Source organism: Paraburkholderia kururiensis JCM 10599 = LMG 19447, assembly GCF_003986935.1.
Taxonomy (GTDB): Bacteria; Pseudomonadota; Gammaproteobacteria; order Burkholderiales; family Burkholderiaceae; genus Paraburkholderia; species Paraburkholderia kururiensis.
Map to the genome: position 1 here is coordinate 97,595 of NZ_RJZE01000023.1, position 26,108 is coordinate 123,702.

A 26,108-nucleotide genomic window follows, 5' to 3' on the forward strand; every position below is an offset into this window, starting at 1 on the left:
GGCCCGTTCGCCTTTTACTGTCCGGCACGCCGCGATGGCGCTTTCATCGAGCCATTACTGTGGCCCGCCGTCTGCGATTAAAGCTGCGCTTCGATCCAACCCTTCACGCCGGCCAGCGCGGCGGGCAGGTTGGTCGGATCGGTGCCGCCGGCCTGCGCCATGTCGGGCCGGCCGCCGCCCTTGCCGCCCACTTGCTGGGCAACGAAGTTGACGAGTTCGCCCGCCTTCACCTTCTTGCTGGCCTCGGCCGTGACGCCCGCGATCAGGCTCACCTTGCCGCCTTCCACCGACGCCAGCACGATCGCGGCGCTCTTCAGCTTGTCTTTGAGCTTGTCGACGGTCTCGCGCAGCGTCTTCACGTCCGCGCCTTCCAGCGTCGCGGCAAGCACCTGCACGCCGGCCACCTCGACCGCCTGGCCCGCCAGTTCGTCGCCCTGGCTCGACGCGAGCTTCGACTTGAGCGCCGCCAGTTCCTTCTCGAGCGACTTCACCTGGTCTTGCACCTGCGAAATGCGCTGCGTGAGTTCGGCAGGCTGCGCCTTGAGCGCCGCGGCCGCCGCGTTGACGCGTGCGTCGAGTTCCTGCACGTAGCGCACCGCGTTGTCGCCGGTGATGGCTTCCACGCGACGGATGCCCGCCGCCACGCCGCCTTCCACCACGATCTTGAAAAGGCCGATGTCGCCCGTGCGATGCACGTGCGTGCCGCCGCAGAGTTCGCGCGAGAAGCCGAGATCGAGCACGCGCACTTCGTCGCCGTACTTCTCGCCGAAGAGCGCCATCGCGCCGCCCTTCACGGCTTCGTCGTAGGGCATCACCTGCACCACGCCCGGCGCGTTCGCAAGCACCTCGGCGTTCACGATGTCTTCCACGCGGCGAATTTCGTCGTCGGTCATGGGCGCGTTGTGGGCGAAGTCGAAGCGGGTCTTTTCCGCATCCACGAGCGAGCCCTTCTGCTGCACGTGCGCGCCCAGCACTTCGCGCAGCGCCTTGTGCATCAGGTGCGTGGCCGAGTGGTTGCGCGCCGTGCGGGCACGGCGGATCGCGTCGATCTCGGCCTTCACCACGTCGCCCACCTTGAGCGTGCCCTGTTCGAGCAGACCGTGATGGCCGATCACGTCGGCCTGCACCTTCTGCGTATCGCTCACTGCAAAGCGCACGCTCGCGTTACCAAGCACGCCCTGGTCGCCCACCTGGCCCCCCGACTCGGCGTAGAACGGCGTGTGGTCCAGCACCACCACGGCGTGCTGGCCCTTCGTCACTGCGTTGACCGCGGCGCCGTCCACGTAGAGCGCGACCACCTTCGCGTCGTCGAAGACGATCTCTTCGTAGCCGTGGAACGTGGTCTTCGCGCCCGAGTATTCGAGGCCCTGCGCCATGCGGAATTTGCCCGCCGCACGAGCCTGCTCGCGCTGGCGCGCCATGGCTTCGTCGAAGGCGGACTCGTCAACCGTCACGCCGCGCTCGCGGCACACGTCGGCCGTGAGGTCCAGCGGGAAGCCGTAGGTGTCGTGCAGCTTGAACGCGAGTTCGCCGTCGAGCGTCTTGCCGCCCGCGGCTTCGAGTTCGGCAAGCGCGCCTTCGAGAATCGACATGCCGTGCTCGATGGTCTCGAAAAAGCGTTCTTCCTCCTGGCGCAGCACGTCCGTGACGCGCGCCTCGTTTTCCTTGAGTTCGGGATACGCGCCGCCCATCTGCGCGACGAGGTCGCCCACCAGCTTGTGGAAGAACGCCTGCTTGCGGCCCAGCTTGTAGCCGTGGCGGATGGCGCGGCGCACGATGCGGCGCAGCACGTAGCCGCGGCCTTCGTTGCCCGGAATCACGCCGTCGACGATCAGGAACGAGCACGCGCGGATGTGGTCCGCAATCACCTTGAGCGAGTTGTTCGTGAGGTCGGTAATGCCGGTTTCACGGCCGGCGGCCGCGATCAGCGCCTGGAACAGGTCGATCTCGTAGTTGCTGTGCACGTGCTGGAGCACGGCCGCGATACGTTCGAGGCCCATGCCGGTGTCCACGCAGGGCTTCGGCAGCGGCGTCATGTTGCCCTGCGCGTCGCGGTTGAACTGCATGAACACGAGGTTCCAGATTTCGATGTAGCGGTCGCCGTCTTCTTCGGGCGATCCCGGCGGGCCGCCCCACACGTCCGGGCCGTGGTCGTAGAAGATTTCGGAGCACGGGCCGCACGGGCCGGTGTCGGCCATCTGCCAGAAGTTGTCGGAGGCGTAGCGCGCGCCCTTGTTGTCGCCGATGCGGATGATGCGCTCGGCCGGCACGCCCACTTCCTTCGCCCAGATGTCGTAGGCCTCGTCGTCTTCCTGGTAGACGGTGACCCAGAGCTTGTCCTTCGGCAACTGGTAGACCGTGGTGAGCAGCTCCCACGCGTAGTGGATCGCGTCGCGCTTGAAGTAGTCGCCGAACGAGAAGTTGCCGAGCATCTCGAAGAACGTATGGTGGCGCGCGGTGTAGCCCACGTTTTCGAGGTCGTTGTGCTTGCCGCCCGCGCGCACGCTGCGCTGGGCCGTGGTGGCGCGCGAGTACGGCCGCTTGTCGGTGCCGAGGAACACGTCCTTGAACTGCACCATCCCCGAATTGGTGAAGAGCAGCGTCGGGTCGTTGGCGGGCACAAGGCTCGACGAGCGCACGATCGTGTGGCCCTTCGATTCGAAGAACTTGAGGAATTTCTCGCGGATATCGGCTGCTTTCATGGCGTGGTGGGGCGGTCTCTGCTTTAAATCCGGCGCGTACCGGTCAAAACCGCAGACGCGCCAGCCATTTGCTTTCCAGACGGTCGATTATACGGGATCACGCCTGCCACGCGAGGCCGCAGAGCCCTCGTGGGCGGGCGCGCAGGCGGGAATCGCTTAAGATGGACGGCATTGCAGGCAGCCACAAGAGGAGACATGCAAGACATGATGGGCGCTCTCAGTCATATCCGGGTGCTGGACCTCACCCGCGTGCTGGCCGGTCCCTGGTGCGCACAGACGCTCGCCGACTTCGGCGCGGACGTGATCAAGATCGAGCGCCCCGGCGCCGGCGACGACACGCGCCATTGGGGTCCGCCGTATCTGAAGACGCCGGACGGCGCCGACACGCGCGAGGCCGCCTACTACCTCGCGGCCAACCGCAATAAACGTTCGGTCACGGTGGACATCGCGACGCCCGAGGGCCAGCGCATCGTGCGCGAACTCGCGGCGCAAAGCGACGTGGTGCTGGAGAACTACAAGGCCGGGCAGTTGAAGAAGTACGGGCTCGACTACGCATCGCTCGCCGCCGTGAAGCCGGACATCGTCTACTGCTCCGTGACGGGCTTCGGCCAAACCGGGCCCTACGCCTCGCGCGCCGGCTACGACTTCATCGTGCAGGGCATGGGCGGCTTCATGAGCATCACGGGCGAGCGCGACAGCCTGCCGGGCGGCGGGCCGCAGAAAGCCGGCGTGGCCATTGCGGACCTCATGACCGGCATGTACGCGACCATCGCCGTGCTCACGGCGCTCGCGCACCGCGACCGCACGGGCGAAGGCCAGTACATCGACATGGCGCTGCTCGACGTGCAGGTCGCCATGCTCGCGAACATGAACGCGAACTACCTCGCGAGCGGCAAGCCGCCCGTACGCTGGGGCAATGCGCACGCCAACATCGTGCCGTACCAGACGTTCCAGACGAGCGACAGCTGGATCATCGTGGCGGTAGGCAACGACGGCCAGTTCCGCAAGTTCGTGGAAGTGGGCGGCCGCGCGGAACTGGCCGATGACGAACGCTTCGCCACGAACCCGGCCCGCGTGCGCAATCGCGACACGCTCGTGCCCGTGCTCGCCGAAATGGTGCGCCTGAAGACCAAGCACGAATGGATCGCGGCCCTGGAAGCGGCGGGCGTGCCGTGCGGGCCGATCAACGATCTGGCCGAGGTGTTCGCCAACGAGCAGGTGGTGGCCCGCGGGATGCAGGTCGACGTGCCGCATCCGTCGGGCGCCACGGCGAAGCTCGTGGCCAATCCCATCAAGATGACGAAGACGCCGCCGCGGGTGGCGAGCCATCCGCCCACGCTCGGCGAGCACACGGACGAGGTGCTGCGCGACGTATTGGGCTATAGCGAAGACGCCATTGCGGCGTTGCGGGCGAAGTCGGCCGTCTGAACGCCGCGCGCCCGGGGCCGTTCAGCGCACGTTCAGCGCACCCTCAGCGCACCTTCAGCGCACCCTCAGCGCCCCGCCTCCACGCGTGGCTCGCGCGCCAGTTCCGCGAGCCACGCGAGTCCCTGTTCCCAGTCGCCAAGACCGCTGTCGGCATTGATGTGCCCGCGTGCGCCGATGTCGAACCAGCGGCTGCCCCACGCCTGCGCGCACGCGGCGGAAAACGCAATGCCGCCGTACGGGTCGTTGCTGCTCGCCACGACGGTGGTGGGAAACGGCAGCGGTTCGAGCGGCACGGGCGAGAAGCCCGACGCGTCGTGGGGGAACACAGCGCCTGCCGGGTCCGGCACGGCCACGAGCAGCGCGCCCGCCACCTTCGCCGCGCGTTCGGGCGTGGCGTATTGCGTGGCCCAGAACGCCACGGTAAGGCAGCCCATGCTGTGCGCGGCGAGCAGCACCGGCCCTTCAGCGGCGGCGATGGCTTCGTCGAGCGTGCGACACCACGCCTCGCGCACCGGATGGTCCCAATCGGCCATCTGCACGCGGGTGAAGGCGAAATGATCCGACGGCGCGCCCGATGCCGCGCCTCTGGCCGGCCCATGCCGGCCTTGCAGCGTCTCCCAGCGCGTCTGCCAGTGGCCGGGGCCGGAGTTCAGGTAGCCGGGCAGCGTCAGTACCGTCAGTACCGTGTGGTCGATCATCGCTTTCGTGTTCCTCGCAGGCTCGCGACAAGGCTGCGGCGCCCCGCGCAACGCCGTGCGGCGGCTGCTGGAGCGGGCCTCGTCAGGTAGAATTAACAGAATTGCGGACGCACCGCGCGCCCTCGAACGACATCCCTACTCTCGCATGAACAACGAACGCAAACCCACCGAACGCAAAGCCGCCGACAGCAACCACGCGGACCGGACGGACGCGCCCGCGTCCAATTTCATCCGCAACATCATCGACGAGGACAACCGCTCGGGCAAGTGGAGCTCGCGGGTTGAAACGCGTTTCCCGCCCGAGCCGAACGGCTACCTGCACATCGGCCACGCGAAAAGCATCTGCCTGAATTTCGGCATGGCGCGCAGCTACGGCGGCGTGTGCCATCTGCGCTTCGACGACACGAATCCGGAAAAGGAAAGCGTCGAGTACGTCGAGTCCATCATCGACGCCGTGAAGTGGCTCGGCTTCGACTGGCAGCACGACGGCCGCGAGCACCTCTACTACGCGAGCGACTACTACGACAAGCTGTACGCGTTCGCCGAGCTGCTGATCGAGCGCGGCAAGGCCTACGTGGACAGCCAGAGCGCCGACGAAATGCGTGCGAACCGCGGCTCGCTTACCGAACCCGGCAAGCCCTCGCCGTACCGCGACCGCACGCCCGAAGAGAATCTCGACCTGTTCCGCCGCATGAAGGCGGGCGAATTCACCGAAGGCGAGCACGTGCTGCGCGCGAAGATCGACATGGCGTCGCCCAACATCAACATGCGCGACCCGGTGATCTACCGCATCCGCTTCGCGCATCACTACCGTACCGGCGACACGTGGTGCGTGTACCCGATGTACGACTACACGCACTGCATTTCGGACGCGCTCGAAAACATCACGCATTCGCTGTGCACGCTCGAATTCGAAGACCACCGGCCGCTCTACGACTGGGTGCTCAACGAACTGGCCGACGCCGGCGTGTTCACGCGTCCGCTGCCGCAGCAAATCGAGTTTTCGCGGCTCAACCTCACGTACGCCATCACGAGCAAGCGCAAGCTGCTGCAACTCGTGACCGAAGGCCACGTGGAAGGCTGGGACGACCCGCGCATGCCCACCATCGTCGGCCTGCGCCGTCGTGGCTTCACGCCCGAGGGGATCCAGCTCTTCTGCGAGCGCATCGGCATCACGAAGGTGGATTCGTGGATCGACATGAGCGTGTTCGAAGGCGCGCTGCGCGACGACCTCGACGAGAAGGCACCGCGCACGGTGGCCGTGCTGGACCCGGTGAAGCTCGTCATCGACAACTTCCCCGAAGGCGTGACCGAGGAATGCAGCGCGCCGGTGCATCCGCACCATCCGGAACGCGGCCTGCGCACCTTCCCGATTTCGCGCGAACTGTGGATCGAACGCGAGGACTTCACGGAAACGCCGCCGAAGGGCTATTTCCGCCTTTTCCCCGGCAACAAGGTGCGGCTGCGCTACGGCTACGTGGTGGAGTGCACGGGCGCGGAGAAGGACGCGGACGGCAACATCGTGGCGGTGCATTGCACCTACTTCCCGGACAGCCGCTCGGGCACCGAAGGCGCGAACAACTACAAGGTAAAGGGCAACATCCACTGGGTGAGCGCGGCGCAGGCGTGCCCGGCGGAAGTGCGCCTCTACGACCGCCTCTTCAAGGAACCCCAGCCCGATGCAGGCGGCCGCGATTTCCTCGAAGCGCTGAACCCGGACTCGAAGCGTGTGGTGCAGGCCTATCTGGAACCCGGCGCACGCGATGCGATGCCCGAAGACCGCTACCAGTTCGAACGGCATGGCTACTTCGTGGCCGACCGCGTCGATTCGAAGCCGGGCAAGCCGGTGTTCAACCGCATCGTCGGGTTGCGCGACAGCTGGGGCAAGCCGGCTTGAATCCGCGATGAAGAGAAGCGGCGTCTGAAATGACGCCGCTTCTCCCGCGCACCGCGCGCCGCGCGCCGTTACAGCCTGCGGTGCAGCTCCACCAAAGACAACGTTGTCTCGAAGAGCCGGTTCAGACTCCGGCTCGCGTACTGGGCCACCTCATCCGGCGCGGCCCAGCGGTAAGCGTCCATCTCGGGAATCATCACGCCGTCCCAACGGCGCGGAAAGAGCGACGTGCAGGTGCGGCGCGTGAGGTCCAGTTCGTCGTCCCGCGCGCGGGCGGCAAAGAGATGCAGCTCCTTGTCGCGCCGATAGTCGAAGCGTCCCAGGTCCACCAGCCGGTCCGGGTCGATCACGAGGCCCGTCTCTTCCACCAGTTCGCGCAGTGCCGCCTCGCGCGGCGTCTCGCCTTCCTCGCCCTGCCCTTTCGGAACGTCCCAGTGGTTGGTGCCGGTGGCGTGCGCAAGCAGAACCCGGCCTTCCGGGTCCAGCAAAACGACGCCACACGAAACGGTGCGTTCGGCCACCGGCTGCATCCTCCCTGCTGCTTCTATCGGGCTTTCTGGAATTGCCACTCGCCTTTGCCTTCGCGGCAGTAGGACGGCACAAGCGTCATGGACTGGCCCTTCGCATCCAGTTCCACGTCGACCTTGCGACAGGTCTTTTCCCCGTCTTTAGTCGTGTCGTGCGGCGTGATCTTCGCGTCGATCCTCACGCTGTTCCGGGAACCCTGATTCGTCCAGTTCGCAGTTTGGCCGTCCTGCTTGCTGTCGAGCGCGACATACACGGCCTTGATGATTTCATCGTGATCGCGCTGCTGGATGTAGGCGAGCGGCGTGTTGTCGAGAAAGCTCAGGTTCGAGGCCAGCGCGCTGCCCGCGCAGGCGAGCAGCAGCGCCCCGGCGCCCATGCTCAAGAGGTTTCGAATCCGCTGGCGGCTTTGCTGTTGATTTCGCGTCGGCATTCAGTCGTTCTCCTTGTTAGCGTCGTTCGAATAGACGTCGTGCAATGGCCCGCACACGGGCTCCTCAATCGAGCACATTAACCGGCACGCAGACTGAGCGCCACGGCACGCGGGACGGCCTGGCAAGCATAGCACGCAGCTTTCGGCCGCCCCGGGGCCGCACGGCCCCGTGCGGCCCTGCGTCGCGGCCTACTGCGCGGCGGGCTGCCAGCCGTCCGTGAGCGTGTTGAGAAAGGCAATGACATCGCGGATTTCGGCGGCGTTGAAGACGGGCGCGTCGCCCGGCTTGCGGTCGAACGGCGGCTCGGTATTGAGATTCGGCCAGTAGCGTTGCGGCAGGTCGTCGAACTTCTGCACCTTGCCGTTCACCACCGGATAGAACTTCGCGGGGTTCGTGTCGCGTTCGGCGTAGAAGCGCAGCACCTGTTCGAGCGAATGGTAGACGCCGTTGTGGAAGAACGACTTCTTGAGCGCCACGTTGCGCAGCGTCGGCGTGCGAAAGAGGCCGCAGAATTCGGCGCGGCCCTTGAGGTCGGTACGCTCGGGGCCGCACGCGCCCAGGTCGTAGAAATGCGGATCGCGATTCACCGCGAGTGCGCGGTTGCGCGGCACGCCGACGGCGATCAGCCCGAAGTCGCTGAACTGCGGCGGTGCGCCGTCCCGCGCGCGCTGGCTCACGTGGCAGCTCGCGCAGTTGCCCTTCTTCTCGTCGTTGAAAAGCTGCAGGCCGCGCAGCTCGGCCGGTGTGAGCTGAGTCTTGCCCGCCAGGTACGCGTCGTACTTGCTCGTGTACGGATAGAACACCTGCGGCGTCTGCTCGAACGTTTCCAGCGCCTTGAGGACCGCGTTGAAGGTGGCGTCGGCGTTGTCGAAGATGTGCTCGCCGAACGCGCCCCGAAACTGGTTCGCGTAAGGCGCGGCCTTGACCGCGGCGGCCACCTTCTGCGGCGAGCTGCCCATCTCGAGCGGCGAGAGGATCGGAATGCGCGCCTGGTCCGCGCCGCGATCCACGCGACCGTCCCAGGTAAGGCCGCCCGTGGGGCCCGCGTCCACGCTTTCGTCGCCTTCGTCGTCGGACTCGTGATAGTGCTCCTGGAACGCCGGCACCGACTGCAGATACTTGAGCGTGGGCACGGCGCGCATGCCTTGCTGGTGCATGTCGCTGCCGCCCAGTTGCACGGAAAGCGCGTTGGCCGGCGTGAACGCGCGCGACGGCGTGTGACAGGTGGCGCACGCGAGCTTGCCCGAACCGGACAGCGACGGATCGAAGAACAGTTGCTGACCGAGCGCCGTCATCTTGCGCACCGATTCGTACACCTGGGCGCGCGTCTGTCCGCCTCCATCCACGGCAGCTACGCGCACGATCTGCACGATCTGCGGTGCATCCGTTGCTGCGCCCGCTCGCTGCGTATCGGGCTGCGCCGTTGCCGCCACGGTCTTCGCACTTGCCGGCGCAGCCACGTCCGCAGCGCCTTCGGCGCCCGGCCCGCGGGCATCGCATCCGCCGAGCAGTGCCAGCAGCAGGAGTACCGCGCCCGCGGCAAGCGCCGCAACGGCGTGCTCCCGCATGCGAAGCGACAGGCGGCCGGGCGAAGGCGACCGGGCGAACGGCCATTCCGTGAAACGACACAGCATGAGTATTCTTCCGAGGTTGGCGAATCGCGAGAGCGTATGTCGGTGCCGTGACGAAACCATGACGGAAAGCCAACGAACGCCCGGGAATTTAAAGGCGCTTGTAAATAATTACATCTGTCTGTCAAATTAGCTTGCGACACTCCCCGGGGCCGAACGTGCCGAGACAACCCGCCGGTTCCCGACAACAGCCGCACAGCATAGATCGGGAGCCGGGCACAACGGATGGACAGAACGGCAGCGGCAGTCCCCTACGCGAGAGAGAGAACTCCATGAACAAGAAACTGATCTGCACGGCGCCCCTCGCGATCGTTGCAGCGCTCGGCCTGTATGCCTGCGGTGGCAATGAAGTCACCAAGCCGGACATCTCGTCGGTGAAGAACATCGTCGTGATCTATGCGGAGAACCGCAGCTTCGACAACCTCTACGGCAAGTTCCCGGGCGCGAACGGCCTGCAGAACGTGACGGCCGCGAGCGCGAAGCAGCTCGATCGCGACGGCTCGGTGATGGCCACGCTGCCGCCCGTCTGGAACGGCCTCACGCAAACGGGCGTCACGCCCGCCGTCACGCAGGCGATGACCGCGAACCTGCCCAACAGCCCGTTCGCCATCGACGATCCGAACGGCTTCAACGTGCCCTTCACGCAGACGACGCGTGACCTGTGGCACCGCTTCTACGAAAACCAGATGCAGATCGACGGCGGCAAGAACGACAAGTTCGCTGCCTGGGCCGACTCGGGCGGCCTCGTGATGGGCTACTACAACCTCAACGCGGACAAGCTGCCGCTCTGGAAGATCGCCCAGCAATACACGCTCGCCGACAACTTCTTCATGGGCGCGTTCGGCGGCTCGTTCCTGAACCACCAGTGGCTCGTCTGCGCGTGCACGCCGGTCTACCCGAACGCGGACGCGAGCCCGGCCGCCAGCTCGATCTCGGCCGTGAATCCGGACGGCGTTTCGCTGCAGGTCGCGTCGAACTCGCCCGCCTCCGCCATTTCGGGGCCGCCGAAGTTCGTGAAGTCGGGCAACCTCACGCCTGACTTCTTCGCCGTGAATACGATGCAGCCGCCGTATCAGCCGAGCGGCAACAAGCCTGCCTCGGGCGGCGACACGACGCTCGCCGATCCGTCGAACGCCACGACGCTGCCGGCGCAGACGCAGCAGAACATCGGCGACCTGCTCAACAACGCGGGCGTGTCGTGGGCCTGGTATGGCGGCGCGTGGGGCGCGGCGTTCTCCGCGTCGCAAAGCGGCACCTCGGGCGTGATCTACGGCGCGAACATGAGCGCGCCGAACTTCCAGCCGCACCACCAGCCGTTCAACTACTTTGCGGGCTACGCGCCGGGCACGGCGAACCGCTCGGCTCACCTGCTGGACGGCGGCCTTGCGGGTTCGGAGTTCATCAAGGCGATCGATGCCGGCACGCTGCCGCAAGTGGCCTTCTACAAGCCGCAGGGCAACCTCAACGAGCACGCGGGCTACACGGACGTCCAGTCGGGCGACCAGCACATCGCCGACGTGATCGCGCATCTGCAGAAGAGCCCGCAGTGGAACAACATGGTCGTGATCGTCACCTACGACGAAAACGGCGGCTTCTGGGACCACGTCGCGCCGCCGAAGGGCGACCGCTGGGGTCCGGGCTCGCGCATTCCGGCCATCATCGTTTCGCCGCTCGCGAAGAAGGGCTTCGTGGACCATACGCAGTACGACACGACCTCGATCCTGCGCTTCATCACGCGCCGCTACGCGCTGCCCACGCTGCCGGGTCTCACGGCGCGCGACAAGGGGCTGACCGCGAACGGCAACCCGTCGATGGGCGACCTCACGAACGCGCTCGACATCGTGCACTAAGGTTTCTTCAAGCAGCAGCAACGCGCGTTACGCGCAACCTTCGGGCAGCTTCGGCTGCCCTTTTTTGTTTCTGCTGCATTCGTGCGGGTGATGCGTATGCCGTGACGCGCGCCGTGCCGCCTATGCCATGCGCCGCTAAGGTTTGGTAAGGGCCTGCGAAAAACACGCTGTGCCGCGCGCTTCGGCGCGGCGCCTCGCGCGTGAAGATCGGAGCGCGAAATACGGTGCGTCCCCTGTCGCCGTGTTTCGCGCATCAACGTTCAACCATCGGAGCGAGCCCTCATGCAACTGACCAACCTTCCCTCCACTCACCTGCCGAACCTCAACGAGGCCACCGGGACCACCAGCGCCGCCGGGGCCGCTTCGGCGAAGACCGGCAGCCGCACCGGCCTGCGCACCGGCACCGGCACGCAAGCGGCCGCCGAGCCCGCCGCCGACACCGCGCGCAAAGCCCGCACCGGCTCGATGGTCGGCTCGAACGTCGACACCACCGCGTGAGCGGCGCATGGTGACAGCTGTTCCGGCACGGTGGTACGGATGGCGCGGCCGGCCCGCGGCGGTGTTGCGAGCCGCGCGCATGTGCGGCGCGTGGCTCGCCATGGCGGCGGCCACGTTCTCGCTCGACGGCTGCGCTGTCGCGGCGCTGCCATGCCGCGTGGTCGCGGCCACGCTGAAGGTAGTGCCGGTCGTGGGCCACACGGCCGCCGTGCCGTTCGATGCCTGTGCCGACGTGATCGACTGACGCAATCGCCTGACGGGGTGCAACAGCAGAGGGAGGGACGGCTTCACGGCGTGGCGGGATCGTCCGTCACGTCCGTCTTCTCGCTGCCTCTCCATCATCGGGCGACGCTGCGTTCGCGCCGCCGCAATAATTCGCAACACGCCGCAAGTCCGCGCAAGGCTATGCAAGCGGCCGGCAATCTCTGATAACGACCGGTCGCGTCGCCGCGCATATTCGGCCCATTGCGCGAGCCGCGCGGCCCGTATCGTCTGGCCATTGCTTCATCGTGTTCGTTATCGAGCTTTCATATCGAGCCGTCATTCAGGTCCGCAGCCATGATCGCGTCGTTCCGCTCCCCTCGCTCCACTCGCTTCCCTCGCCGCATCGCGCGACAGGCGCGAAACCCAAGGCTGCTCGCCTTCGTGTTCGCCGCGTTGCCGTGGCTCGTCACGGGCTGCGGCTCGAGCCGGCAGCCCTCGGTGGTCAACATGCCCTTGCAGCCGCCCACCGTCGCGCAGCCTTACACGATCAACACGCAGGGCGCCATCTTTCAGCCCGGCACCGCGCTCGCGCTCTACGAGACGCCGCGCGCCCAACATGTAGGCGACGTGCTCACCATTCGCCTCTCGGAATCGTGGTCCGGCAACGATTCGGCCGACACCGAACTGAGCCGCGCAAGCTCGATCAGCGCGGAAGCCGCGGACAAATCGACGGGCGCCGCCGCGCGTCTCGCGCGTCTCTTCAACATCGGTTCGGCGGACACGACCTTCACGGGCAAGGGCACGACGAAGAACTCGATGGGCATGGACGGCACGCTCGCCGTTTCCGTGATCGGCACGACCGCGGGCGGCAATCTCGTGGTGGCAGGCGAAAAGGTGATCGCGATGGCGGGCAACCAGGAGCGGCTGCGGCTCTCGGGCATCGTCAATCCGAAGGACATCGAGGCCGGCAACTACGTGGCGTCGAACAAGGTGGCCAACGCGCACATCGAACAGGCGGGCGTGGGCAGCCTCACCGATTCCACGACGGTGGGCTGGCTGCAGCATCTCTTCCTGAGCGTGCTGACGTTCTGAAGCGGGCGCGCAAAACAGCAGACACCGCGTGATGGCGAAATGATCTGGACGACCTCTCACGCCGCGGCGCGCGCCGCCCGCTTACCCGGCAACCGGACTGCCCGAGCCGTAGCGCTCGGCCGCGCCTGTCTCGCCCTGCGGCACGAAGATGTAGCCCTGCCCCCAGACGGTCTGGATGTAGCGCGGCTCGGAAGGATCGGTCTCGATCAGACGGCGCAGGCGCCAGATCGAAACGTCGAGGCTGCGGTCGCGGTAGGTGGCCGAGTGGCCGCGCAACCGTTCGTTGAGCTGGGCGCGCGTGATGACCGTCATCTCGTTCTTGACGAAGATCTTGAGCGTAGCGAATTCGCTGGAACGCAGCGGCACGCGCTCGCCGTTGCGGCGCAGTTCGCGGGCCGCGAAGTCCACTTCGAACGGGCCGAAGCGGTACGAAGGACGAATCTCGGGCGCGCCCGGCGACACCGTGCTCTGCCGGCGCAGCACCGTGCGGATGCGCGCCACCAGCTCGCGCGGATCGAAGGGCTTGGGCAGATAGTCGTCGGCGCCCAGTTCGAGACCCACGACGCGGTCGATCACGTCGGAGCGCGCGGTAAGAAAGATGACCGGAATGTTGTCGCCCGTGGCACGCAACTGGCGCAGCGCGGTGATGCCGTCCTGCTCGGGCATCATGACGTCGAGCACGACGATGGACGGCCGCTCCATTTCGAGGCGGCGTTTCAGGCCCGCGCCGTCGTACAGCACGGACACCGCGAAGCCGTGGCTTTGCAGGTATTCGCGCACGAGGTCGCGCACTACGGGGTCGTCGTCGACGAGCAGCACATGTTCAGTCATGCCACGGATTCTAAGGGCTCAATTCGCGTTTTTGCGACGGCCAATCCTTTCCAGATATTTCCTGTAATGACCCTTTCGGGCCACGGCATGCGCCTGCGCGGTTCGCCCGCCTGCGAGGCCGATTTCGCCGAAGGTTGCCGTGCGGTGTTCCCGCGTGCATTTGACACGTCTTTCGCGCTCTTTCAGGAAAGCAACGCGGCTCACCGAACCTCAAATGAACGTAAGAATCGGTAACTCCAGCGTCAGAACTCTGCAAGGTTCTTTTTTTGATGGCCGTCTACAATTTCGCGGTGTCGATTCCGGCACCTGCCGTGCCTCGCGGCCGCACCGGTCTGCGTATCGGTCTACCTGCGGGCCCGTTTGTCGATCCGTCCTCCTGCCCGCCCTTTTGTCTGCGATGAACAAGCGAGCCCTCCTCAAGATTCCGTTCGACTCGCTGTTCGGCAGGATGGCGCTCATTTCCATGATCGTGCTGTTCGCCGTGCAGGCGGGCTGGTTCGCCGTGCTCACGGCGCAGCGCCGCCACCACGACGCGGACGGCTACGCGCGCGGCCTGCTGCTCGTGCTCGAAGCCGTACACAGCGACACCTCCCACGGCGCCCATCTCGCGCCCGCGCTGCATACCCATCTCGTGCCGACCTGGAACATGCCGGCCGCCGTGAAGCTGCAAAGCCCAGCCGCGACGCCCATCGCGATGCTCGCGCGCAAGCTCGCCGCCGATTTACCGGCCGGCGTGCAGATTGCCGCGGACGTCGACCCGCAGCACACCGTGCGGCTCTGGGTGCGTTACCCGGACAGCAACAACTGGATCGTGACGCCCGTGGATCTGCCGCCGCCCAAGCCGATTCTCGTGGAATCGGTGTCCATGCTGGTGGGGGCGCTGCTGCTCTCCTTCGTGGCCGCGTGGCAGTTGCAGCGGCCGCTCTCGCGCGTGGCCCAGGTGGCGCGCCATTTCGGCGGCGGCCGGCGCGCCGCGCCCGTGGCCGAGCGCGGGCCGCGCGAGCTGCGCGACCTGATCCGCGCGTTCAACCAGATGATGCAGCAGATCAACGAGACCGACGACGAGCGCGCCGTCATGCTCGCCGGCATCGCGCACGACCTCAAGGCGCCGCTCACGCGCCTCAAGCTGCGCGCGAGCGTGACCGCGGGCGGCAACGAGGAAACGCGCGCGCAGTTCATTCGCGACATCGATTCGCTCACCCGCATCGTCCAGCAGTTCCTCGAATTCGCGGCGAGCGCGCCCGCGGCTGGTCCCGATGTGGGCGTGGACGACTTTCTCGCCGAGCAGTTCTCGCTGCCCGAAGACGACGATGCGCCGCTCTTCGTGCTCGCGCTCGCGGCCGGCCCCGCGTTTCGTCTGCCTCGCACGCTGATCGACCGGCTCGCCACGAATCTGGTCGATAACGCGCTCGAACACGGCGAGCCGCCCGTCGAAATCAGCACGCAGCGCGACGGCGACGACTGGGTGCTCATGGTGCGCGACCACGGGCGAGGCATTCCGCCCGCACGCATCGAAGACGCGTTGAAGCCGTTCGTGCGGCTCGATCCCGCGCGTGCGGGCGACGGCCACTGCGGTCTCGGGCTGGCCATCGTCACGCGGCTGGCGCGCGACCTGGGCGGCCGCTGCGTGATCGAAAACGCGGCGGGCGGCGGGCTCGCCGTGCGCATCGCCGTTCCCGCCCAGACGCCGCGCGCCCTCCCGGGCCGCCCGTCGCCATACGACAGCTCACGCGCCGGCGCCCGGCTCGCAACCGCATGAACGGGCCTGACATGGACGCTGCCTTCCACGCCTCACCGTCTTCCTCCATGCTGCTTCACACGGACACGCCGCACGAGCCTGCGCACAATGCTTCCTTCAGCCCTGCGCTTGATCCCTCATTCAATCCCGCATTCAACCCCGCATTCAACCCGTCACTCCACGGCGCGTACGCCGCTGCGCTGCGCATGCACGGGGCCTGCAGCGGCTCCCGCCCGCCCCTGCCGATCCTGCCGCAGGCGTTGACGCGCCGTGCGTTCCTGAAGAGCAGCGCGCGCGCCGTGGCGCTTTCCGGACTCGGCGCGTGCCTGCTTTCGGCATGCGGAGGCGGCGACACGACCGACGTGCCTGCGGCGGTCCAGCTCACCTCCGTCGAAAATTTCCGCGACGTGAGCGGCTCCGGCGCAGGCTACCCGACTACCGACGGCCGCCGCACGCGGCGCGGCATGTTCTACCGCAGCGGCGCGCTCTCGCCCGACGACGCCGATGCGGCCACCCTCGCGCGCCTCGGCATCGCCCAGGTCTACGATCTGCGCGTCGCAGCGGAAGTCGACGCGCGGCCCGACCGGCTGCCCTATGGCGCCGTGCGCAGCGAACTCGACATCTCGCCCATCGACGTGAGCGCCGTGCGCCCCGCGAGCGAAGCCGAAGCCGTGGCGTGGATGAGCGAGGCCGAGCGGCGCCTCGTGATCGACGCGCAATCGCGCTCGCGCTTCGGCGCGCTCTTCACGCAGCTCGCCAACACGGCGGGACCGCAGGTGTTCCACGGCTCGACGGGCAAGGACCGTACGGGCTGGGCCGCGGCGCTGCTGCTCGCGATTGCGGGCGTGCCGCTCGACGTGATCATGCAGGACTATCTGCTCACCAACACCGTTGCAGCGAGCGCCATTTCCGCGCGCATCGACGCCCTCGCGCGCCGCACGGACGCCACTGTGGCCGCCCGCGCCAAGCCGCTCTACGAAGCGCAGCCCGACGTGCTGCAGGCCGCCTTCGACCAGATGCAGCAAAGCTTCGGAACCCTGAACAGCTATCTCACTTCCGGGCTCGGTCTGAGCCAGGGCGTGATCGATACGCTGCGCGCGAAGCTCGTGGTCTGAACGTCAATGAAAAAAAGGGGTTCTTCACTGTGGTAGGTGAAGAACCCCGAAGTATGGCCTGCCCGGTCGCACAGGCAGGCCTACGAGGGACGTTCCGGTACGCGCGCCCTTCGGCGCACGTACCTCTCGATGCAGCGCACGGCGCGGTGGCGCGTGCGACGCATCCGGTTCGGTCAATCGGTGCGCGCCACGACCATCCGGTCCACCAGCGCGCCAAGCTTCGTTCTCGGGCTCGAGAAGCGATCCGTGTTCAGCCCGCGCGTTTCATAGCGCGCATTCACCAGCACCTGACCGCCCCGCATGAGCGTGAGGTCGATGGCCGAGAGGTAGGCGGTCCATTCGTCGCTGAACGAACGGTGGCCCCATTCCATCGTCGCCGCGTAGACCAGCGTGGCTTCGCAGGTGGGTGGCGACGTGCCGGGGCTGTAGACCTCCGACATCACGCCGCGCTTGCGCAACGCGTACTGCAACGCAGGCACGAAATCGCCCTGCGAGACGTTCTGGTTCAGCTCGATGCACACCGTGTGCAGCGTGGCCGGATTGCCGTTCACGTAAGTCGCCGACGGAAAATTCGAGGCCGCGGCGAACCCCGCCTGCACGAGCGATCCCGCGGCGTCCGCAGCGGAAATCAGCGTCCACGCGCAGCCCGAGAGCGCGCTGAAGCACGGCGTCGCGAAGAGCGCCGCCAGCAGCAGCGACGCACGCGGCATCGCGCAGCGGCGGCACTGCCGCCGTTCGCCGGCCGGCATGGCGCGAGGCAGCACGCTCGTCATCGCCGTCGCCACCGCGCGCACGTCACGCCACGCACCGCGCCCACCCACGCGCAAGCGCCGCTGCCCTCAGCGGACGATGCGCAGATGCAGCGTACGCGGCCCATCGACGCTCGCCGTCACGCTCACGGGACCGTTGTCGCTGCGCACCGTGAAGTGCTGGCGCGTCGGCGTGTTCACGTCGTGCACGACGTTGTTGAAGCACGCGGCGATGTCGGCGCCCATCTCTTCAAGCGGGTCGCTCACGACGCCGTCCGCGCCCCAGTGAGCAGCGAACCGGCAATCGTAGACGTGGCGCGCCGCGCGGCAGTCGCCGAGGAACGGCGCGTCGGTCAGCATGCCGCCGGTCTGGCCGCGCAGCGTCTGGAAGTCGCGCGTGGAGACGACGTGCGCGAGCGCGGCGCACGTGTCGGGCACTTCGCCGGCATAAGTCAGGGCCGGCGCAACCGCCAGGCCGAGCGCGCACGACGCGGCAACGGCCGCCGCCATGCGGCGCGCGAGCGGCGTTCGGCGCGCCGCGCGCACGGGTGCGACGCGAACCGCATCGCGCTGAAACAGGGGCAGAGAGAAGTGAAGATCGGCTTGCATGGGTAGCGGTCAGGTTCGGAGAGTAATCGACGTAACACACATAACCGGCGTGTAACACGCACACGGCGCACACACGGTGTAACGGCTGGCGTGCCGCGCTCCGTTTCCCGGCCGTCTCGCCGCTGAAGGATGCGTTTCACGCTTGCCGCCATGGTCGGTCAGCGGTGACTCGTCCGAAGCCGCAATAAACGCGGGGATCATGGGGTCCCCTTTCCGGATGTTATCGGCGCTTACGCCACGCGCCCCGGTTCTTACCCCACGCCTCCGCGTGTTACGGACCGCGCCGCTTTCACGGGCCGCCGTCTTCGATATCGGGCAGCGCCACTTCGAGAATCGCGAGCACGCGCGCCGCACGGCCGTGCAGTTCGTGGTCGAGCCGTTGCTGCCGGCGTTCGTCCGAACGCAGCCAGGTGCAGGCGTCGAGCACTTCGGCGCTCGTCGGTCCGATGTCGAGAATCTGCGCCACGACGTCGTCTTCCACGCGCCCGACGATGTCGCGAATTTCGCTCGCCGTAGCGGGCTGCGGCACGTTGGTCTGGTTCATTGCGGTTTCCCTCCTCATTGCGTTCTTCGTTTCTCGCTCTACGGCTACGGCCTGATGCTGCGCGACCCTCTTTTCAGCTTTCCATGCTGGCCGCGACACCTTGCCGGCCCGTTGACATGGCTCAAACGTATCGCCTCGCACACTGCGTAAATAGAGGGCATGCAAACCGCGCGTGACCAACGGAGGCATTCCAGATGAACGACGGATACGAACGCCGCGCCCTGCTGCTGCAGCTGGGCAGCGTGCTGCAGACCATCAGCCGCGTGGTGGAGCGCGAACGCGACGACGAAACGATTGCCGAGCTGATCGCGGCGTCGCCCATCCTCGCGGACGTGGCGCTGATCGAATATGTGTGGGCGCACATGACAGTGCGCGAATTCGCGGACGCCGCGCTGCGCGCGTTTTGTCTCTGGCCCCAGTTGCTGCTGGAAGACACGCTCGATCACGACGCGCTGGCCGCGCCGGTGCGTGAGCACCTGTTCGCGGGCAATCCCGGCGGCTGGCTGGGTTACGCGGCTTCGCTGCGCGCGGAGGTGCCGTGGTTCGGCGAACAGGTCGCGGCGCACGGCGCGGACGGCCACTACGACGAACATCACGACGAACACCACGGCGGCAAGGCGGCACGCAACGCCACGGCGTAAGCACACGGCCAACGCGGTCGCGTCGGCCGCGTTGAAGTTCGGCGAATCGCCCCCACGTTTGCCAGCGTCACGCAAGCCGCGGCGGACGGGCGTCCGCGATTCACTGGCAAGCGCAACCGGGTGAACGCGAGTTCACTCACGCAGGACGGCGGCAAACCGCAATGGATATGACTACGGCAGACCGGGTACAAGGCACGAACCGGAACGCGGACCGGAGCACCGACCGCACCGATCGTACGGACGACAGCGACCGCACGAACCAGTACGGGCAGAGCGTCGCGCGGCTGCTCGCGCTCGCCGCTGCGCAGGGCTACCTGATCGACGCCGACATCGTCGACGAGTTTCCGGACGAGCGCACCTCGCCGGATGCGCTCGACGCCGTGCGCACGGTGCTCCGGCAAACCGGCATCGCAGTGCTCGAAGAACGGCCGGACGGCACGTTTCTCGCAGACGACGCCGCGCCTGCCGTGGACCGCGAGGTGCTGGAGGAAGCCAGCGACCTGATCGAAGATGCCGCGCGCGGGGCAAGCGCCTCCACGGACCCGCTCGCCCTCTACGCGCGCCGCATGCACGCCGTACCGCTCCTCACGCGCGACGAAGAAGTGACGCTGGCGAAGGAAATCGAAGCGGCCCGGCGGGACGTGCTGTGGGCGCTCGCCGGTTGCACGGAAACCGCTGCCGTGCTGCTCGCCAATGTGAACCAGCCGGCAAGCGAATCGGCGGATCGTGACAATAGCGACGGCGCTAACCCCGATACCGATACCAATACCGACACCGAAACGCCCGCCCGCAAGGCAAGCGCCGCTCGCACGGATGCCGACAGCGCAGAGCAGACGAAACACGCGCTCGCCGCCCTGCGCCGCGCGTTGCGCAGCAGCGGGCCAGGCTCGCGCGCGCATCGCAACGCGCGCACGCGCATCGTCGACATGGCTCAGGCTGGCGGATGGTCGCCGCGCGCGGTGGAAAGCGCGTCGGCCGTTCTGCGTGCGTTGCAGGCCCACGCCGGCGACGCCGCCAACGCCACCGTGCCGCCCGAACTCGTCGCCACGCTCGCAGGCGAGCTGGCCAGCGCCCAACGCCGCCAGCGCGACGCCACGCGTCGCATGCTGGAAGCCAACCTGCGCCTCGTGCTCTCGATTGCCAAGAAGTACGCAAACCGCGGTCTCGAACTCGCCGACCTCGTGCAGGAAGGCAACCTCGGCCTCATGCGCGCCATCGACAAGTTCGAATATCAGCGCGGCTTCAAGTTCTCGACCTACGCGACGTGGTGGATCCGTCAGGCCGTGTCACGCGCCGTCGCGGACCGCGCCCGCACGATCCGCCTGCCCGTGCATGTGAGCGATCAACTGGGCCGCATACGGCGCGTCGGCGAACAGATTCGTCAGCGCACGGGGCGCCACGCCGCCCTCGACCAGCTTGCCGCAGAAAGCGGGCTCAGCGAAGAGCGGCTGAAAACGCTGCTCGCGCTGCCCGGAGAACCCGCGTCGCTCGACGCGCTGCTGCCTGACGGCGAGACGGAACTCGTGGACATCGTGGCGGACACGAATGCGTCAACGCCGTTCGCCTCGCTTGTGGACGGACGCATGCGCGCCTGCGTCGCATCGCTGCTGAAGTCGATGAAGCCCTCGGAGGCGGATGTCTTGAGGCGGCGTTTCGGCATTGGCGGCGGCGCGCCCGACACCTACGATACGATCGCGCGGCAAGCCGGCGTATCGCGCGAGCAGGTGCGGCAGATCGAACGGCGCGCGCTGGCGGCGCTGCGTTCGTCGGCCGAAGCACACGCGGCTCGCGAGTTTCTCGAAGCGGACGCCGCGGACGCGTGAGACGCGAAGGGCGTAGCGAAGGGCGTAGCCGAGGGATGGCTGCGGTAAATCGGCGGGGTGTCGTGCACGTAACGAACGTAGCGCAGGCATGCGCTCCCGCCGTCTGCATCGCCTTGCATCGCGTTTGTGCCTCGCTTGGCACGAGTTTGTCCCGAGTTTTCCCGCTGGAACGCGGGCGCGAACGACGCAAACGGAATTGAACGCGGACTAACGCAACGGCGGCAACGGCGCGAACTGCGGCAGCCGCGCAATGGCGCGCAGTACCGAATCGCCGCGCGGCGTCACGCACGCATTCACGTACTCGCTCTCGCGCTGCTCCAGCGTGATGAGGCGGTGCGTTTGAAGCGTGCGCACCTCGAAACGGTCCAGTTGCTGCGGCTTGTGCCCGTGCTTGATGAGCATGAGCGTGGCGAATTCGTGGGGGCTGAGCATGATGAGTCCTCGTCGTAGGCTCGAGGCGCGATCGGCGTGCGCGGCACCTCCCACGTTATAGGACGGGGTGCCGTGGCGACTTGACCCGCATCAATGGCTGCAGCCCTTTGTGAAGGGCGCTTTTCCGCAGACCATAAGTCTTTTCCACGCCGGTCGCCCTGACCCGCGCTAACGTGCGCGGCTTCGCTCGCCCTTCTTGCCCGTTGCCGTGTTCGCAGCGCGCGGTGCGTCCTTCGGCGCACCGGCGGCGCCATTCATCTGCTCGACCCACGACAGCGCATCGACATACGACAGGAAGTGCTGGAGATAGCCCGGCGACAGTTCACGCATCAGCGAGAGCGACCGATGCACGAGGCTGCTCGAATTGAGCGGCCCCGCGTTGCGCGGCACGCGATCTTCGGACTGACGCAATTGTCGTTCGGCGCTGAGCCGCGACCACGTGGCACGGAAGTAGTCGAGCAGATCCATCTCGGGCCAGCTCGACAGGTTCGGCTGCAACATTGCAGGCTGGGCCGCGTCGCGGCTGCGGTCTTTGCCTGCCGGGCCGGTACGGTTGTCCGCGCTCGGCTGCGCACCTCGGGCGACGTAATCGATCAGTTCCGACAATGCTCCGCGAACCGGTTCGCGTTGTTGTGAAGCGCGTTGTTGTGACGCGGCGCGATCCTGCGCTGCATCGGCGGTAGCAAAACCTGCGCGCGCGAGTTCCGCGCTGTATTCATCCAACGCTTGCGTCAGTTTTTCGTCGAGCAATCGCCGCGTCTCGCCGCGGTGGGCGGCGGCGCGGCGGTGCAGCGCGTCGATGAAGCGAAAGCGCATGGGCGCGATGCGCTCCGCGCCGCGCTCGCGCCAGCTATCGAGCAGCGCCTGCGCCTGAGTCACCGCATCCGGCATGGCGGCCGCATCGCGCACCGCAGCCGGTTCGGAGCGGGCGTCGTGGCGAGATTCGCCGGCGATGGCGTTCGACGCCGTGCCGTCGCCCGAGTCTCCAGCGCTGGGTTCACGATCGCCCGGCGCCACGCGCTCCCCCGAGCTATTCACGATGCTCATCGTTAGCCGTCGCCAGCTTCGGCACAGCCGTAATCTCCACGCGCCGGTTCTTCGCGCGCCCTTCCTTGTCCGCATTCGAACTCACGGGCTGCTGCGAGCCGAACGCGGCTGCGAATACGGACGACGCCGGAATGCCCGCATCGATGAACGCACGCGTCACGGTGAGCGCGCGCTTGGCCGAGAGTTCCCAGTTGTCCGCGAACTGGCGATTGCCGGAGCGCACCTGGAGGTCGTCTGCAAAGCCGCTCACCATCAGCATCTCGTTGTTGGTCTTGAGGAACGCCGCGAGCGGTCCCGCGAGGCTCTTCAGCAGATCGCGGCCCTGCGGCTGCAACTGGTCGGAATTGAGCGCAAAAAGCACGCTGCCGTTAATGCCGATGCGCCCGTTCACAAGCGTCACGCGCCCCGCGGCGAGCGGCCCCGCGAGCGCCTGTTCGAGCGTCTTGCGATGCTGTGCCTCCAGTTGCCGCTGGCGTGTCTCTTCCCGCAGCCGCGAGGAGAGTTCGATCTGCAGGCCGATCACGCCCACCAGAATCAGCACGAACGCCCCCACCAGCACCGACATCAGGTCGCCGAACGCGGCCCAGATGGGCGCCGTGGCCTCTACCGTGCCTGCGCCGCTGTCGATTTCGTCGCTCATGCCGCATCGGCTCCTGCCGGTGCCTGCCGGCCAGCAAGCTGCTGCAGGTCTTCGACGATCTGCTTCTGCGACAGCATGCTGAGGTCGATCACTTCCCTCGCCTGCGCCACGTAGTACGCAAGCTGCTCGTCACTGCGCGTGAGCGACCGGTCGAGCGCGCTCTCGATGCGCTCCAGGTGCGCCACCAGCCGGTCGTTCGATGCGCCGAACACCTGCACCGCGCCCGCGAAGGCGTCCGAGAGGCTCGCCACCTCGACGGCGCTCGCGCTCACCTGGCCTGCCACGCCGTCGAGCCGCGCGGCCTCCGTCTCTACCTTGTCGGTGAAGCGCGCGCCCACGCGTTCGAGCAGATCGGCCGAGGTGGCCACGAGCGCGTCGATCGCCTCGCGCTGCCGCGTTGATGCGTGGTTGACCGCGTCGAGCAAGGTCGACAGCGTGTCCAGAATGCGGCTGCGCTCTTCGAGCATCGCGGTGTCGCGGACCATGCTTTCCGAGAGCTTCTGACGCAGTTCGGCCACCACCTCGGCAGCGGCTTTCGGCGCCTCGGACGCCGCCGCGACGAGCCGCGAAATTTCGCCGATGGTTTCGCGCGCATGCGCCTCGCTCTGCGCCGACATGGCTTGCGCCGTGCTGGCCAGCGTCTCGCAGATTTCGCGCTGACGGCTCGCGGTTTGTGCGCCCGTCTCTTGCCATTCTTCGCGCAGCGCCGCGGCCATCGAAGCGAGCGACGTGGTCCACGCCTGCAGCCGCGCTTCGTCGCGTGAGGCGAGTTGCGTCTGCAGATTCGCGTGCGATTCGTTCATGGCCTGCACGAGCGCTGCGCCGTGCTGCTCGAAGCCGGCCGCGGCGGCGGCGAGCGCCTGCTCGTTGGCCGCGGCGAGTTTCGCGCTCGCTTCGCCTTGATGCGCGAGCGCCTCGTTCCACGCCTGCGAGAGACCGGTCGCCGTGGCATCGAGGCGCGCCGCCACGCCTTCCAGCATGCCGGCCGAGCGTTGCTCGAAGGCACCGGCCAGCCGGTCCACCGACGCGTGCAGATGCTGCGTGAACGCCTCGCCCGAGCGCTGATGCTCGGCGAGCGCGCGGTTCCAGACCTCAGAGACGTTGGCCGCCGTGGATTCGAAACCGCTCGCAAGTCCGTCGAGTTGCCGCTGCACCGCTTGCGCGACGGTGTCATGCAACGACGAGGTCTCGCGCGAAAGCCCCGCCATGGTAGCTTCCACCACCGGCTGGAGCGCGGCGCCCGCGGCGCGCGCGCTTTCCGCGGCGCTCTCTTTCAGCGATTGCCGCATGGACGCCGCGAGGCTCGCCCAGGTGGCCTCGGTCTTGCCGAGAAACGCCTGCTGGCCCGCCATCTGCCGCTCGTGGGCAGTTGCGCTCTGTTGCTCGAGCGCGGTCATCATCGTTTGCAGGCGCTCGACGAGCACCGGCATGGCCTCGGCCTGGCGCTGCATGAGCTTGAAGGTCTGCTCGCGCTGATACACCTGCGAGTAGACGCGCAGCGTCGTCGCGATCTTTGCGTCGAGCAAGTGCACGGCCTCGCCACGCTCGCGTCGGCACAACGCGGCGAGCAGGCCGAGCATCGCGGAAGTCGCCACGCCCGCAATCGAGGTACCGAACGCAAAGCCGAGGCCCTTAACAGGCGCGGCGAGCGTGGTGCGCACGGCGTCGAGATCGCTCGCGCCTTGCAGCGCCGCGCCGGTGCCCTTGAGCGTCGCCACCATGCCGAGCAGCGTGCCCAGCATGCCCAACAGCACGAGGAGGCCCACGAGGTACGGCGTGAGCGCGGGCGCCGGCAAGGCAGCGCGCTCGCCTTCCACGCGCGCGCGCACCGCGCCGCGCAGGCTTGCGTCGAGTTGGTCGAGCCACGCGCCGAGCGCGGGCGGCCGGTCCACGGGCCCCGCCAGACCCGCGACGGCGCGCACGAGCGTGGCGGTAGCGAGCCGGTAGCGGCGCAATTCCAGCGCGCCCGCCACGTAGCAGGCGCCGATCAGGAGCGTCACCGCCGAAGCGAGCGGATTCGAGGCGGCGTAGCCCACGGCGATCCAGCACACGGCGGCGAGACCCGCCAGGAAGACGACGAGGTCGATGCGAAATGAGGACAAGGCGCGGGACATGCTGGACATGCGGGACATGGGCTCTTGCATGGGGTCTTGCATAGGGTTTTGATTAGCGGGCTTGGCGGGTGCGAAGCGCCGCGAGCAGCGCTTCGACCGGTTGAAACCGCACTTCGAGTTCGGCGAGCAATACGCTCTGCACATCGCGGCGAAACGCGTCGAGGCGCTCGCCTGAGAGCATCGGCGGGGCGTCGTTGGAGGCGTCCGTTGCGGGCGGGGCATCGGCCTGCGCCTCGCGGCACAAACGCTCGAAGTAAACACCGAGCAGCGTGGGCACCGACACGAGCAGCGTGCGCTCGCGTGCGAAAAGCGCGCGCTCCATCACGGCATCGAGCACGGCAAGCCGCGCGAGGCCGGACGTGCGCGCCGCGAGCAAGGCGCGCAGGCGGCCGCGCAGGTCGCCGATGTCCGTTTCCATCGCCTGCTGCAACGAAAGATAGGACTGACGAAACGCGGCGTAGTCACCCGCCGCCTGCTCCGGCACGGCCTGTGAGCCGCCGCGCGGCGCGCGCGTGCGCCGGCTGACGGCGAGCACGGCGTCGTTGGCGATCGCCTTCGTCAGCGCGTTCCGCACACTCGCGCACAGTTCGTCCTCGGCTCGGCCAGGCGGACGCGCGCTTCCCATCACCGCGGGCGGATTCGCGTTCAGCGCCGATGAGAGCGCGATGGCGTCGGTCCAGCCGAGCCATTGGCTCAGACGGTCGGAGAGCGACTGCGTGGACGCGGGAACGTCGGCATCGGCGAGACGGGCCAGCAGACGAACGAGGGTCGGACCGCCAAAGGCGGTACGGGGCGGGGCTTGCACGATACGACCAGAGGCAAAAAGGCAGCAGTTTACACGCTGCCCGCGGCCCGGCCGTCGTCTTTGT

At 67.4% G+C, this 26,108-nt stretch carries 25 protein-coding genes; 11 read left to right on the top strand and 14 right to left on the bottom strand.

The annotated features are described in order from the left end of the window. Positions 1-77: 77 nt before the first annotated feature. Complete coding sequence (alaS, locus tag PKKP23_RS25285) at positions 78-2,702, bottom strand: alanine--tRNA ligase (protein ID WP_126878900.1); 2,625 nt, start codon at positions 2,700-2,702, stop codon at positions 78-80. 207 nt (positions 2,703-2,909) lie between these two features. Between alaS and PKKP23_RS25290 the strand changes: the two genes are divergently transcribed. Then, on the top strand, positions 2,910-4,130 hold the full coding sequence (locus tag PKKP23_RS25290; RefSeq protein WP_026122032.1) for a CaiB/BaiF CoA transferase family protein: 1,221 nt from the start codon (positions 2,910-2,912) through the stop codon (positions 4,128-4,130). Between the two features lie 65 nt (positions 4,131-4,195). Here the strand turns inward: PKKP23_RS25290 and PKKP23_RS25295 are convergent, their stop codons facing one another. Next, positions 4,196-4,828: an RBBP9/YdeN family alpha/beta hydrolase gene (locus PKKP23_RS25295; protein ID WP_126878901.1), complete on the bottom strand. Its 633-nt coding sequence runs from the start codon at positions 4,826-4,828 to the stop codon at positions 4,196-4,198. A gap of 145 nt (positions 4,829-4,973) precedes the next feature. On the opposite strand from PKKP23_RS25295, the gene PKKP23_RS25300 reads away from it, so the two are divergent. Then, the gene (locus tag PKKP23_RS25300) at positions 4,974-6,725 is read left to right on the top strand and encodes a glutamine--tRNA ligase/YqeY domain fusion protein (protein WP_017777707.1); all 1,752 of its coding nucleotides are present in this window, start codon (positions 4,974-4,976) and stop codon (positions 6,723-6,725) included. A 68-nt stretch (positions 6,726-6,793) separates the two neighbouring features. On the opposite strand, the gene PKKP23_RS25305 is transcribed toward PKKP23_RS25300, so the two are convergent. The 3 genes from PKKP23_RS25305 to PKKP23_RS25315 all read right to left on the bottom strand — a co-directional run bounded on the left by PKKP23_RS25305 (position 6,794) and on the right by PKKP23_RS25315 (position 9,315). Further along, positions 6,794-7,243, bottom strand: a complete 450-nt coding sequence (locus PKKP23_RS25305) for an NUDIX hydrolase (protein ID WP_126878902.1) — start codon at positions 7,241-7,243, stop codon at positions 6,794-6,796. A gap of 23 nt (positions 7,244-7,266) precedes the next feature. Then, entirely contained in the window at positions 7,267-7,680 is a 414-nt protein-coding gene (locus tag PKKP23_RS25310) for a hypothetical protein (protein ID WP_240659135.1), read from the bottom strand. A 189-nt stretch (positions 7,681-7,869) separates the two neighbouring features. After that, positions 7,870-9,315 carry a cytochrome-c peroxidase gene (locus PKKP23_RS25315; RefSeq protein ID WP_126878903.1) on the bottom strand — a complete coding sequence of 482 codons (1,446 nt, stop codon included), beginning with the start codon at positions 9,313-9,315 and terminating at the stop codon, positions 7,870-7,872. Between the two features lie 269 nt (positions 9,316-9,584). Between PKKP23_RS25315 and PKKP23_RS25320 the strand changes: the two genes are divergently transcribed. The 4 genes from PKKP23_RS25320 to PKKP23_RS25335 all read left to right on the top strand — a co-directional run bounded on the left by PKKP23_RS25320 (position 9,585) and on the right by PKKP23_RS25335 (position 12,956). Beyond that, entirely contained in the window at positions 9,585-11,162 is a 1,578-nt protein-coding gene (locus PKKP23_RS25320; RefSeq protein ID WP_126878904.1) for an acid phosphatase, read from the top strand. A 282-nt stretch (positions 11,163-11,444) separates the two neighbouring features. Then, entirely contained in the window at positions 11,445-11,660 is a 216-nt protein-coding gene (locus tag PKKP23_RS25325; RefSeq protein WP_017777701.1) for a hypothetical protein, read from the top strand. Between the two features lie 7 nt (positions 11,661-11,667). Continuing rightward, positions 11,668-11,904 carry a DUF6726 family protein gene (locus tag PKKP23_RS34200; protein WP_126878905.1) on the top strand — a complete coding sequence of 79 codons (237 nt, stop codon included), beginning with the start codon at positions 11,668-11,670 and terminating at the stop codon, positions 11,902-11,904. Positions 11,905-12,293: 389 nt separating this feature from the next. Beyond that, on the top strand, positions 12,294-12,956 hold the full coding sequence (locus PKKP23_RS25335; RefSeq protein ID WP_051062126.1) for a flagellar basal body L-ring protein FlgH: 663 nt from the start codon (positions 12,294-12,296) through the stop codon (positions 12,954-12,956). An 81-nt stretch (positions 12,957-13,037) separates the two neighbouring features. On the opposite strand, the gene PKKP23_RS25340 is transcribed toward PKKP23_RS25335, so the two are convergent. Further along, a complete protein-coding gene (locus tag PKKP23_RS25340; protein WP_017777697.1) occupies positions 13,038-13,787 on the bottom strand; it encodes a response regulator in 750 nt (249 codons plus the stop codon). Between PKKP23_RS25340 and PKKP23_RS25345 the strand changes: the two genes are divergently transcribed. From PKKP23_RS25345 to PKKP23_RS25355, 3 genes are all read left to right on the top strand, one after another. Continuing rightward, positions 13,776-14,021, top strand: a complete 246-nt coding sequence (locus PKKP23_RS25345) for a hypothetical protein (protein ID WP_126878907.1) — start codon at positions 13,776-13,778, stop codon at positions 14,019-14,021. The genes PKKP23_RS25340 and PKKP23_RS25345 overlap by 12 nt on opposite strands. Positions 14,022-14,184: 163 nt before the next feature. Next, positions 14,185-15,546, top strand: a complete 1,362-nt coding sequence (locus tag PKKP23_RS25350) for an ATP-binding protein (protein WP_126878908.1) — start codon at positions 14,185-14,187, stop codon at positions 15,544-15,546. An 11-nt stretch (positions 15,547-15,557) separates the two neighbouring features. Continuing rightward, on the top strand, positions 15,558-16,640 hold the full coding sequence (locus tag PKKP23_RS25355) for a tyrosine-protein phosphatase (protein ID WP_240659136.1): 1,083 nt from the start codon (positions 15,558-15,560) through the stop codon (positions 16,638-16,640). Between the two features lie 173 nt (positions 16,641-16,813). Here PKKP23_RS25355 and PKKP23_RS25360 read toward each other — a convergent pair whose 3' ends face one another. The 3 genes from PKKP23_RS25360 to PKKP23_RS25370 all read right to left on the bottom strand — a co-directional run bounded on the left by PKKP23_RS25360 (position 16,814) and on the right by PKKP23_RS25370 (position 18,542). After that, entirely contained in the window at positions 16,814-17,350 is a 537-nt protein-coding gene (locus PKKP23_RS25360) for a hypothetical protein (protein WP_026122027.1), read from the bottom strand. Positions 17,351-17,479: 129 nt separating this feature from the next. Further along, the gene (locus PKKP23_RS25365; RefSeq protein WP_240659137.1) at positions 17,480-17,998 is read right to left on the bottom strand and encodes a hypothetical protein; all 519 of its coding nucleotides are present in this window, start codon (positions 17,996-17,998) and stop codon (positions 17,480-17,482) included. A gap of 289 nt (positions 17,999-18,287) precedes the next feature. After that, entirely contained in the window at positions 18,288-18,542 is a 255-nt protein-coding gene (locus PKKP23_RS25370) for a hypothetical protein (protein WP_017777692.1), read from the bottom strand. Positions 18,543-18,736: 194 nt separating this feature from the next. Here PKKP23_RS25370 and PKKP23_RS25375 point away from each other — a divergent pair, with 194 nt between their 5' ends. Both PKKP23_RS25375 and PKKP23_RS25380 read left to right on the top strand, forming a co-directional pair. Continuing rightward, on the top strand, positions 18,737-19,183 hold the full coding sequence (locus PKKP23_RS25375) for a hypothetical protein (RefSeq protein ID WP_126878909.1): 447 nt from the start codon (positions 18,737-18,739) through the stop codon (positions 19,181-19,183). A 161-nt stretch (positions 19,184-19,344) separates the two neighbouring features. Continuing rightward, positions 19,345-21,006, top strand: coding sequence for a sigma-70 family RNA polymerase sigma factor (locus PKKP23_RS25380; RefSeq protein WP_126878910.1), 1,662 nt, complete (start codon positions 19,345-19,347; stop codon positions 21,004-21,006). Between the two features lie 207 nt (positions 21,007-21,213). On the opposite strand, the gene PKKP23_RS25385 is transcribed toward PKKP23_RS25380, so the two are convergent. The 5 genes from PKKP23_RS25385 to PKKP23_RS25405 all read right to left on the bottom strand — a co-directional run bounded on the left by PKKP23_RS25385 (position 21,214) and on the right by PKKP23_RS25405 (position 26,047). After that, positions 21,214-21,438 (bottom strand): hypothetical protein, encoded by a 225-nt coding sequence (locus tag PKKP23_RS25385; protein ID WP_126878911.1) that lies wholly within the window; start codon positions 21,436-21,438, stop codon positions 21,214-21,216. Between the two features lie 168 nt (positions 21,439-21,606). Then, positions 21,607-22,329, bottom strand: coding sequence for a DUF2894 domain-containing protein (locus tag PKKP23_RS25390; RefSeq protein ID WP_126878931.1), 723 nt, complete (start codon positions 22,327-22,329; stop codon positions 21,607-21,609). Between the two features lie 139 nt (positions 22,330-22,468). Beyond that, positions 22,469-23,125 (bottom strand): OmpA family protein, encoded by a 657-nt coding sequence (locus tag PKKP23_RS25395; RefSeq protein ID WP_126878912.1) that lies wholly within the window; start codon positions 23,123-23,125, stop codon positions 22,469-22,471. Further along, positions 23,122-25,257 carry a DUF802 domain-containing protein gene (locus tag PKKP23_RS25400; protein WP_126878913.1) on the bottom strand — a complete coding sequence of 712 codons (2,136 nt, stop codon included), beginning with the start codon at positions 25,255-25,257 and terminating at the stop codon, positions 23,122-23,124. Before PKKP23_RS25400 ends, PKKP23_RS25395 begins: the two co-directional genes overlap by 4 nt. A gap of 34 nt (positions 25,258-25,291) precedes the next feature. After that, positions 25,292-26,047, bottom strand: coding sequence for a DUF3348 domain-containing protein (locus tag PKKP23_RS25405; RefSeq protein WP_126878914.1), 756 nt, complete (start codon positions 26,045-26,047; stop codon positions 25,292-25,294). Positions 26,048-26,108 lie beyond the last annotated feature (61 nt).

Bases quoted from the DNA above. Each gene is read 5' to 3' on its own strand.
- alaS (WP_126878900.1), bottom strand. From the start codon at position 2,702: ATGAAAGCAGCCGATATCCGCGAGAAATTCCTCAAGTTCTTCGAATCG.
- PKKP23_RS25290 (WP_026122032.1), top strand. From the start codon at position 2,910: ATGGGCGCTCTCAGTCATATCCGGGTGCTGGACCTCACCCGCGTGCTG.
- PKKP23_RS25295 (WP_126878901.1), bottom strand. From the start codon at position 4,828: ATGATCGACCACACGGTACTGACGGTACTGACGCTGCCCGGCTACCTG.
- PKKP23_RS25300 (WP_017777707.1), top strand. From the start codon at position 4,974: ATGAACAACGAACGCAAACCCACCGAACGCAAAGCCGCCGACAGCAAC.
- PKKP23_RS25310 (WP_240659135.1), bottom strand. From the start codon at position 7,680: ATGCCGACGCGAAATCAACAGCAAAGCCGCCAGCGGATTCGAAACCTC.
- PKKP23_RS25315 (WP_126878903.1), bottom strand. From the start codon at position 9,315: ATGCTGTGTCGTTTCACGGAATGGCCGTTCGCCCGGTCGCCTTCGCCC.
- PKKP23_RS25320 (WP_126878904.1), top strand. From the start codon at position 9,585: ATGAACAAGAAACTGATCTGCACGGCGCCCCTCGCGATCGTTGCAGCG.
- PKKP23_RS25325 (WP_017777701.1), top strand. From the start codon at position 11,445: ATGCAACTGACCAACCTTCCCTCCACTCACCTGCCGAACCTCAACGAG.
- PKKP23_RS34200 (WP_126878905.1), top strand. From the start codon at position 11,668: ATGGTGACAGCTGTTCCGGCACGGTGGTACGGATGGCGCGGCCGGCCC.
- PKKP23_RS25345 (WP_126878907.1), top strand. From the start codon at position 13,776: ATGTTCAGTCATGCCACGGATTCTAAGGGCTCAATTCGCGTTTTTGCG.
- PKKP23_RS25340 (WP_017777697.1), bottom strand. From the start codon at position 13,787: ATGACTGAACATGTGCTGCTCGTCGACGACGACCCCGTAGTGCGCGAC.
- PKKP23_RS25350 (WP_126878908.1), top strand. From the start codon at position 14,185: ATGAACAAGCGAGCCCTCCTCAAGATTCCGTTCGACTCGCTGTTCGGC.
- PKKP23_RS25355 (WP_240659136.1), top strand. From the start codon at position 15,558: ATGGACGCTGCCTTCCACGCCTCACCGTCTTCCTCCATGCTGCTTCAC.
- PKKP23_RS25360 (WP_026122027.1), bottom strand. From the start codon at position 17,350: ATGCCGCGTGCGTCGCTGCTGCTGGCGGCGCTCTTCGCGACGCCGTGC.
- PKKP23_RS25365 (WP_240659137.1), bottom strand. From the start codon at position 17,998: ATGCAAGCCGATCTTCACTTCTCTCTGCCCCTGTTTCAGCGCGATGCG.
- PKKP23_RS25370 (WP_017777692.1), bottom strand. From the start codon at position 18,542: ATGAACCAGACCAACGTGCCGCAGCCCGCTACGGCGAGCGAAATTCGC.
- PKKP23_RS25375 (WP_126878909.1), top strand. From the start codon at position 18,737: ATGAACGACGGATACGAACGCCGCGCCCTGCTGCTGCAGCTGGGCAGC.
- PKKP23_RS25380 (WP_126878910.1), top strand. From the start codon at position 19,345: ATGGATATGACTACGGCAGACCGGGTACAAGGCACGAACCGGAACGCG.
- PKKP23_RS25385 (WP_126878911.1), bottom strand. From the start codon at position 21,438: ATGCTCAGCCCCCACGAATTCGCCACGCTCATGCTCATCAAGCACGGG.
- PKKP23_RS25390 (WP_126878931.1), bottom strand. From the start codon at position 22,329: ATGCCGGATGCGGTGACTCAGGCGCAGGCGCTGCTCGATAGCTGGCGC.
- PKKP23_RS25395 (WP_126878912.1), bottom strand. From the start codon at position 23,125: ATGAGCGACGAAATCGACAGCGGCGCAGGCACGGTAGAGGCCACGGCG.
- PKKP23_RS25400 (WP_126878913.1), bottom strand. From the start codon at position 25,257: ATGTCCCGCATGTCCAGCATGTCCCGCGCCTTGTCCTCATTTCGCATC.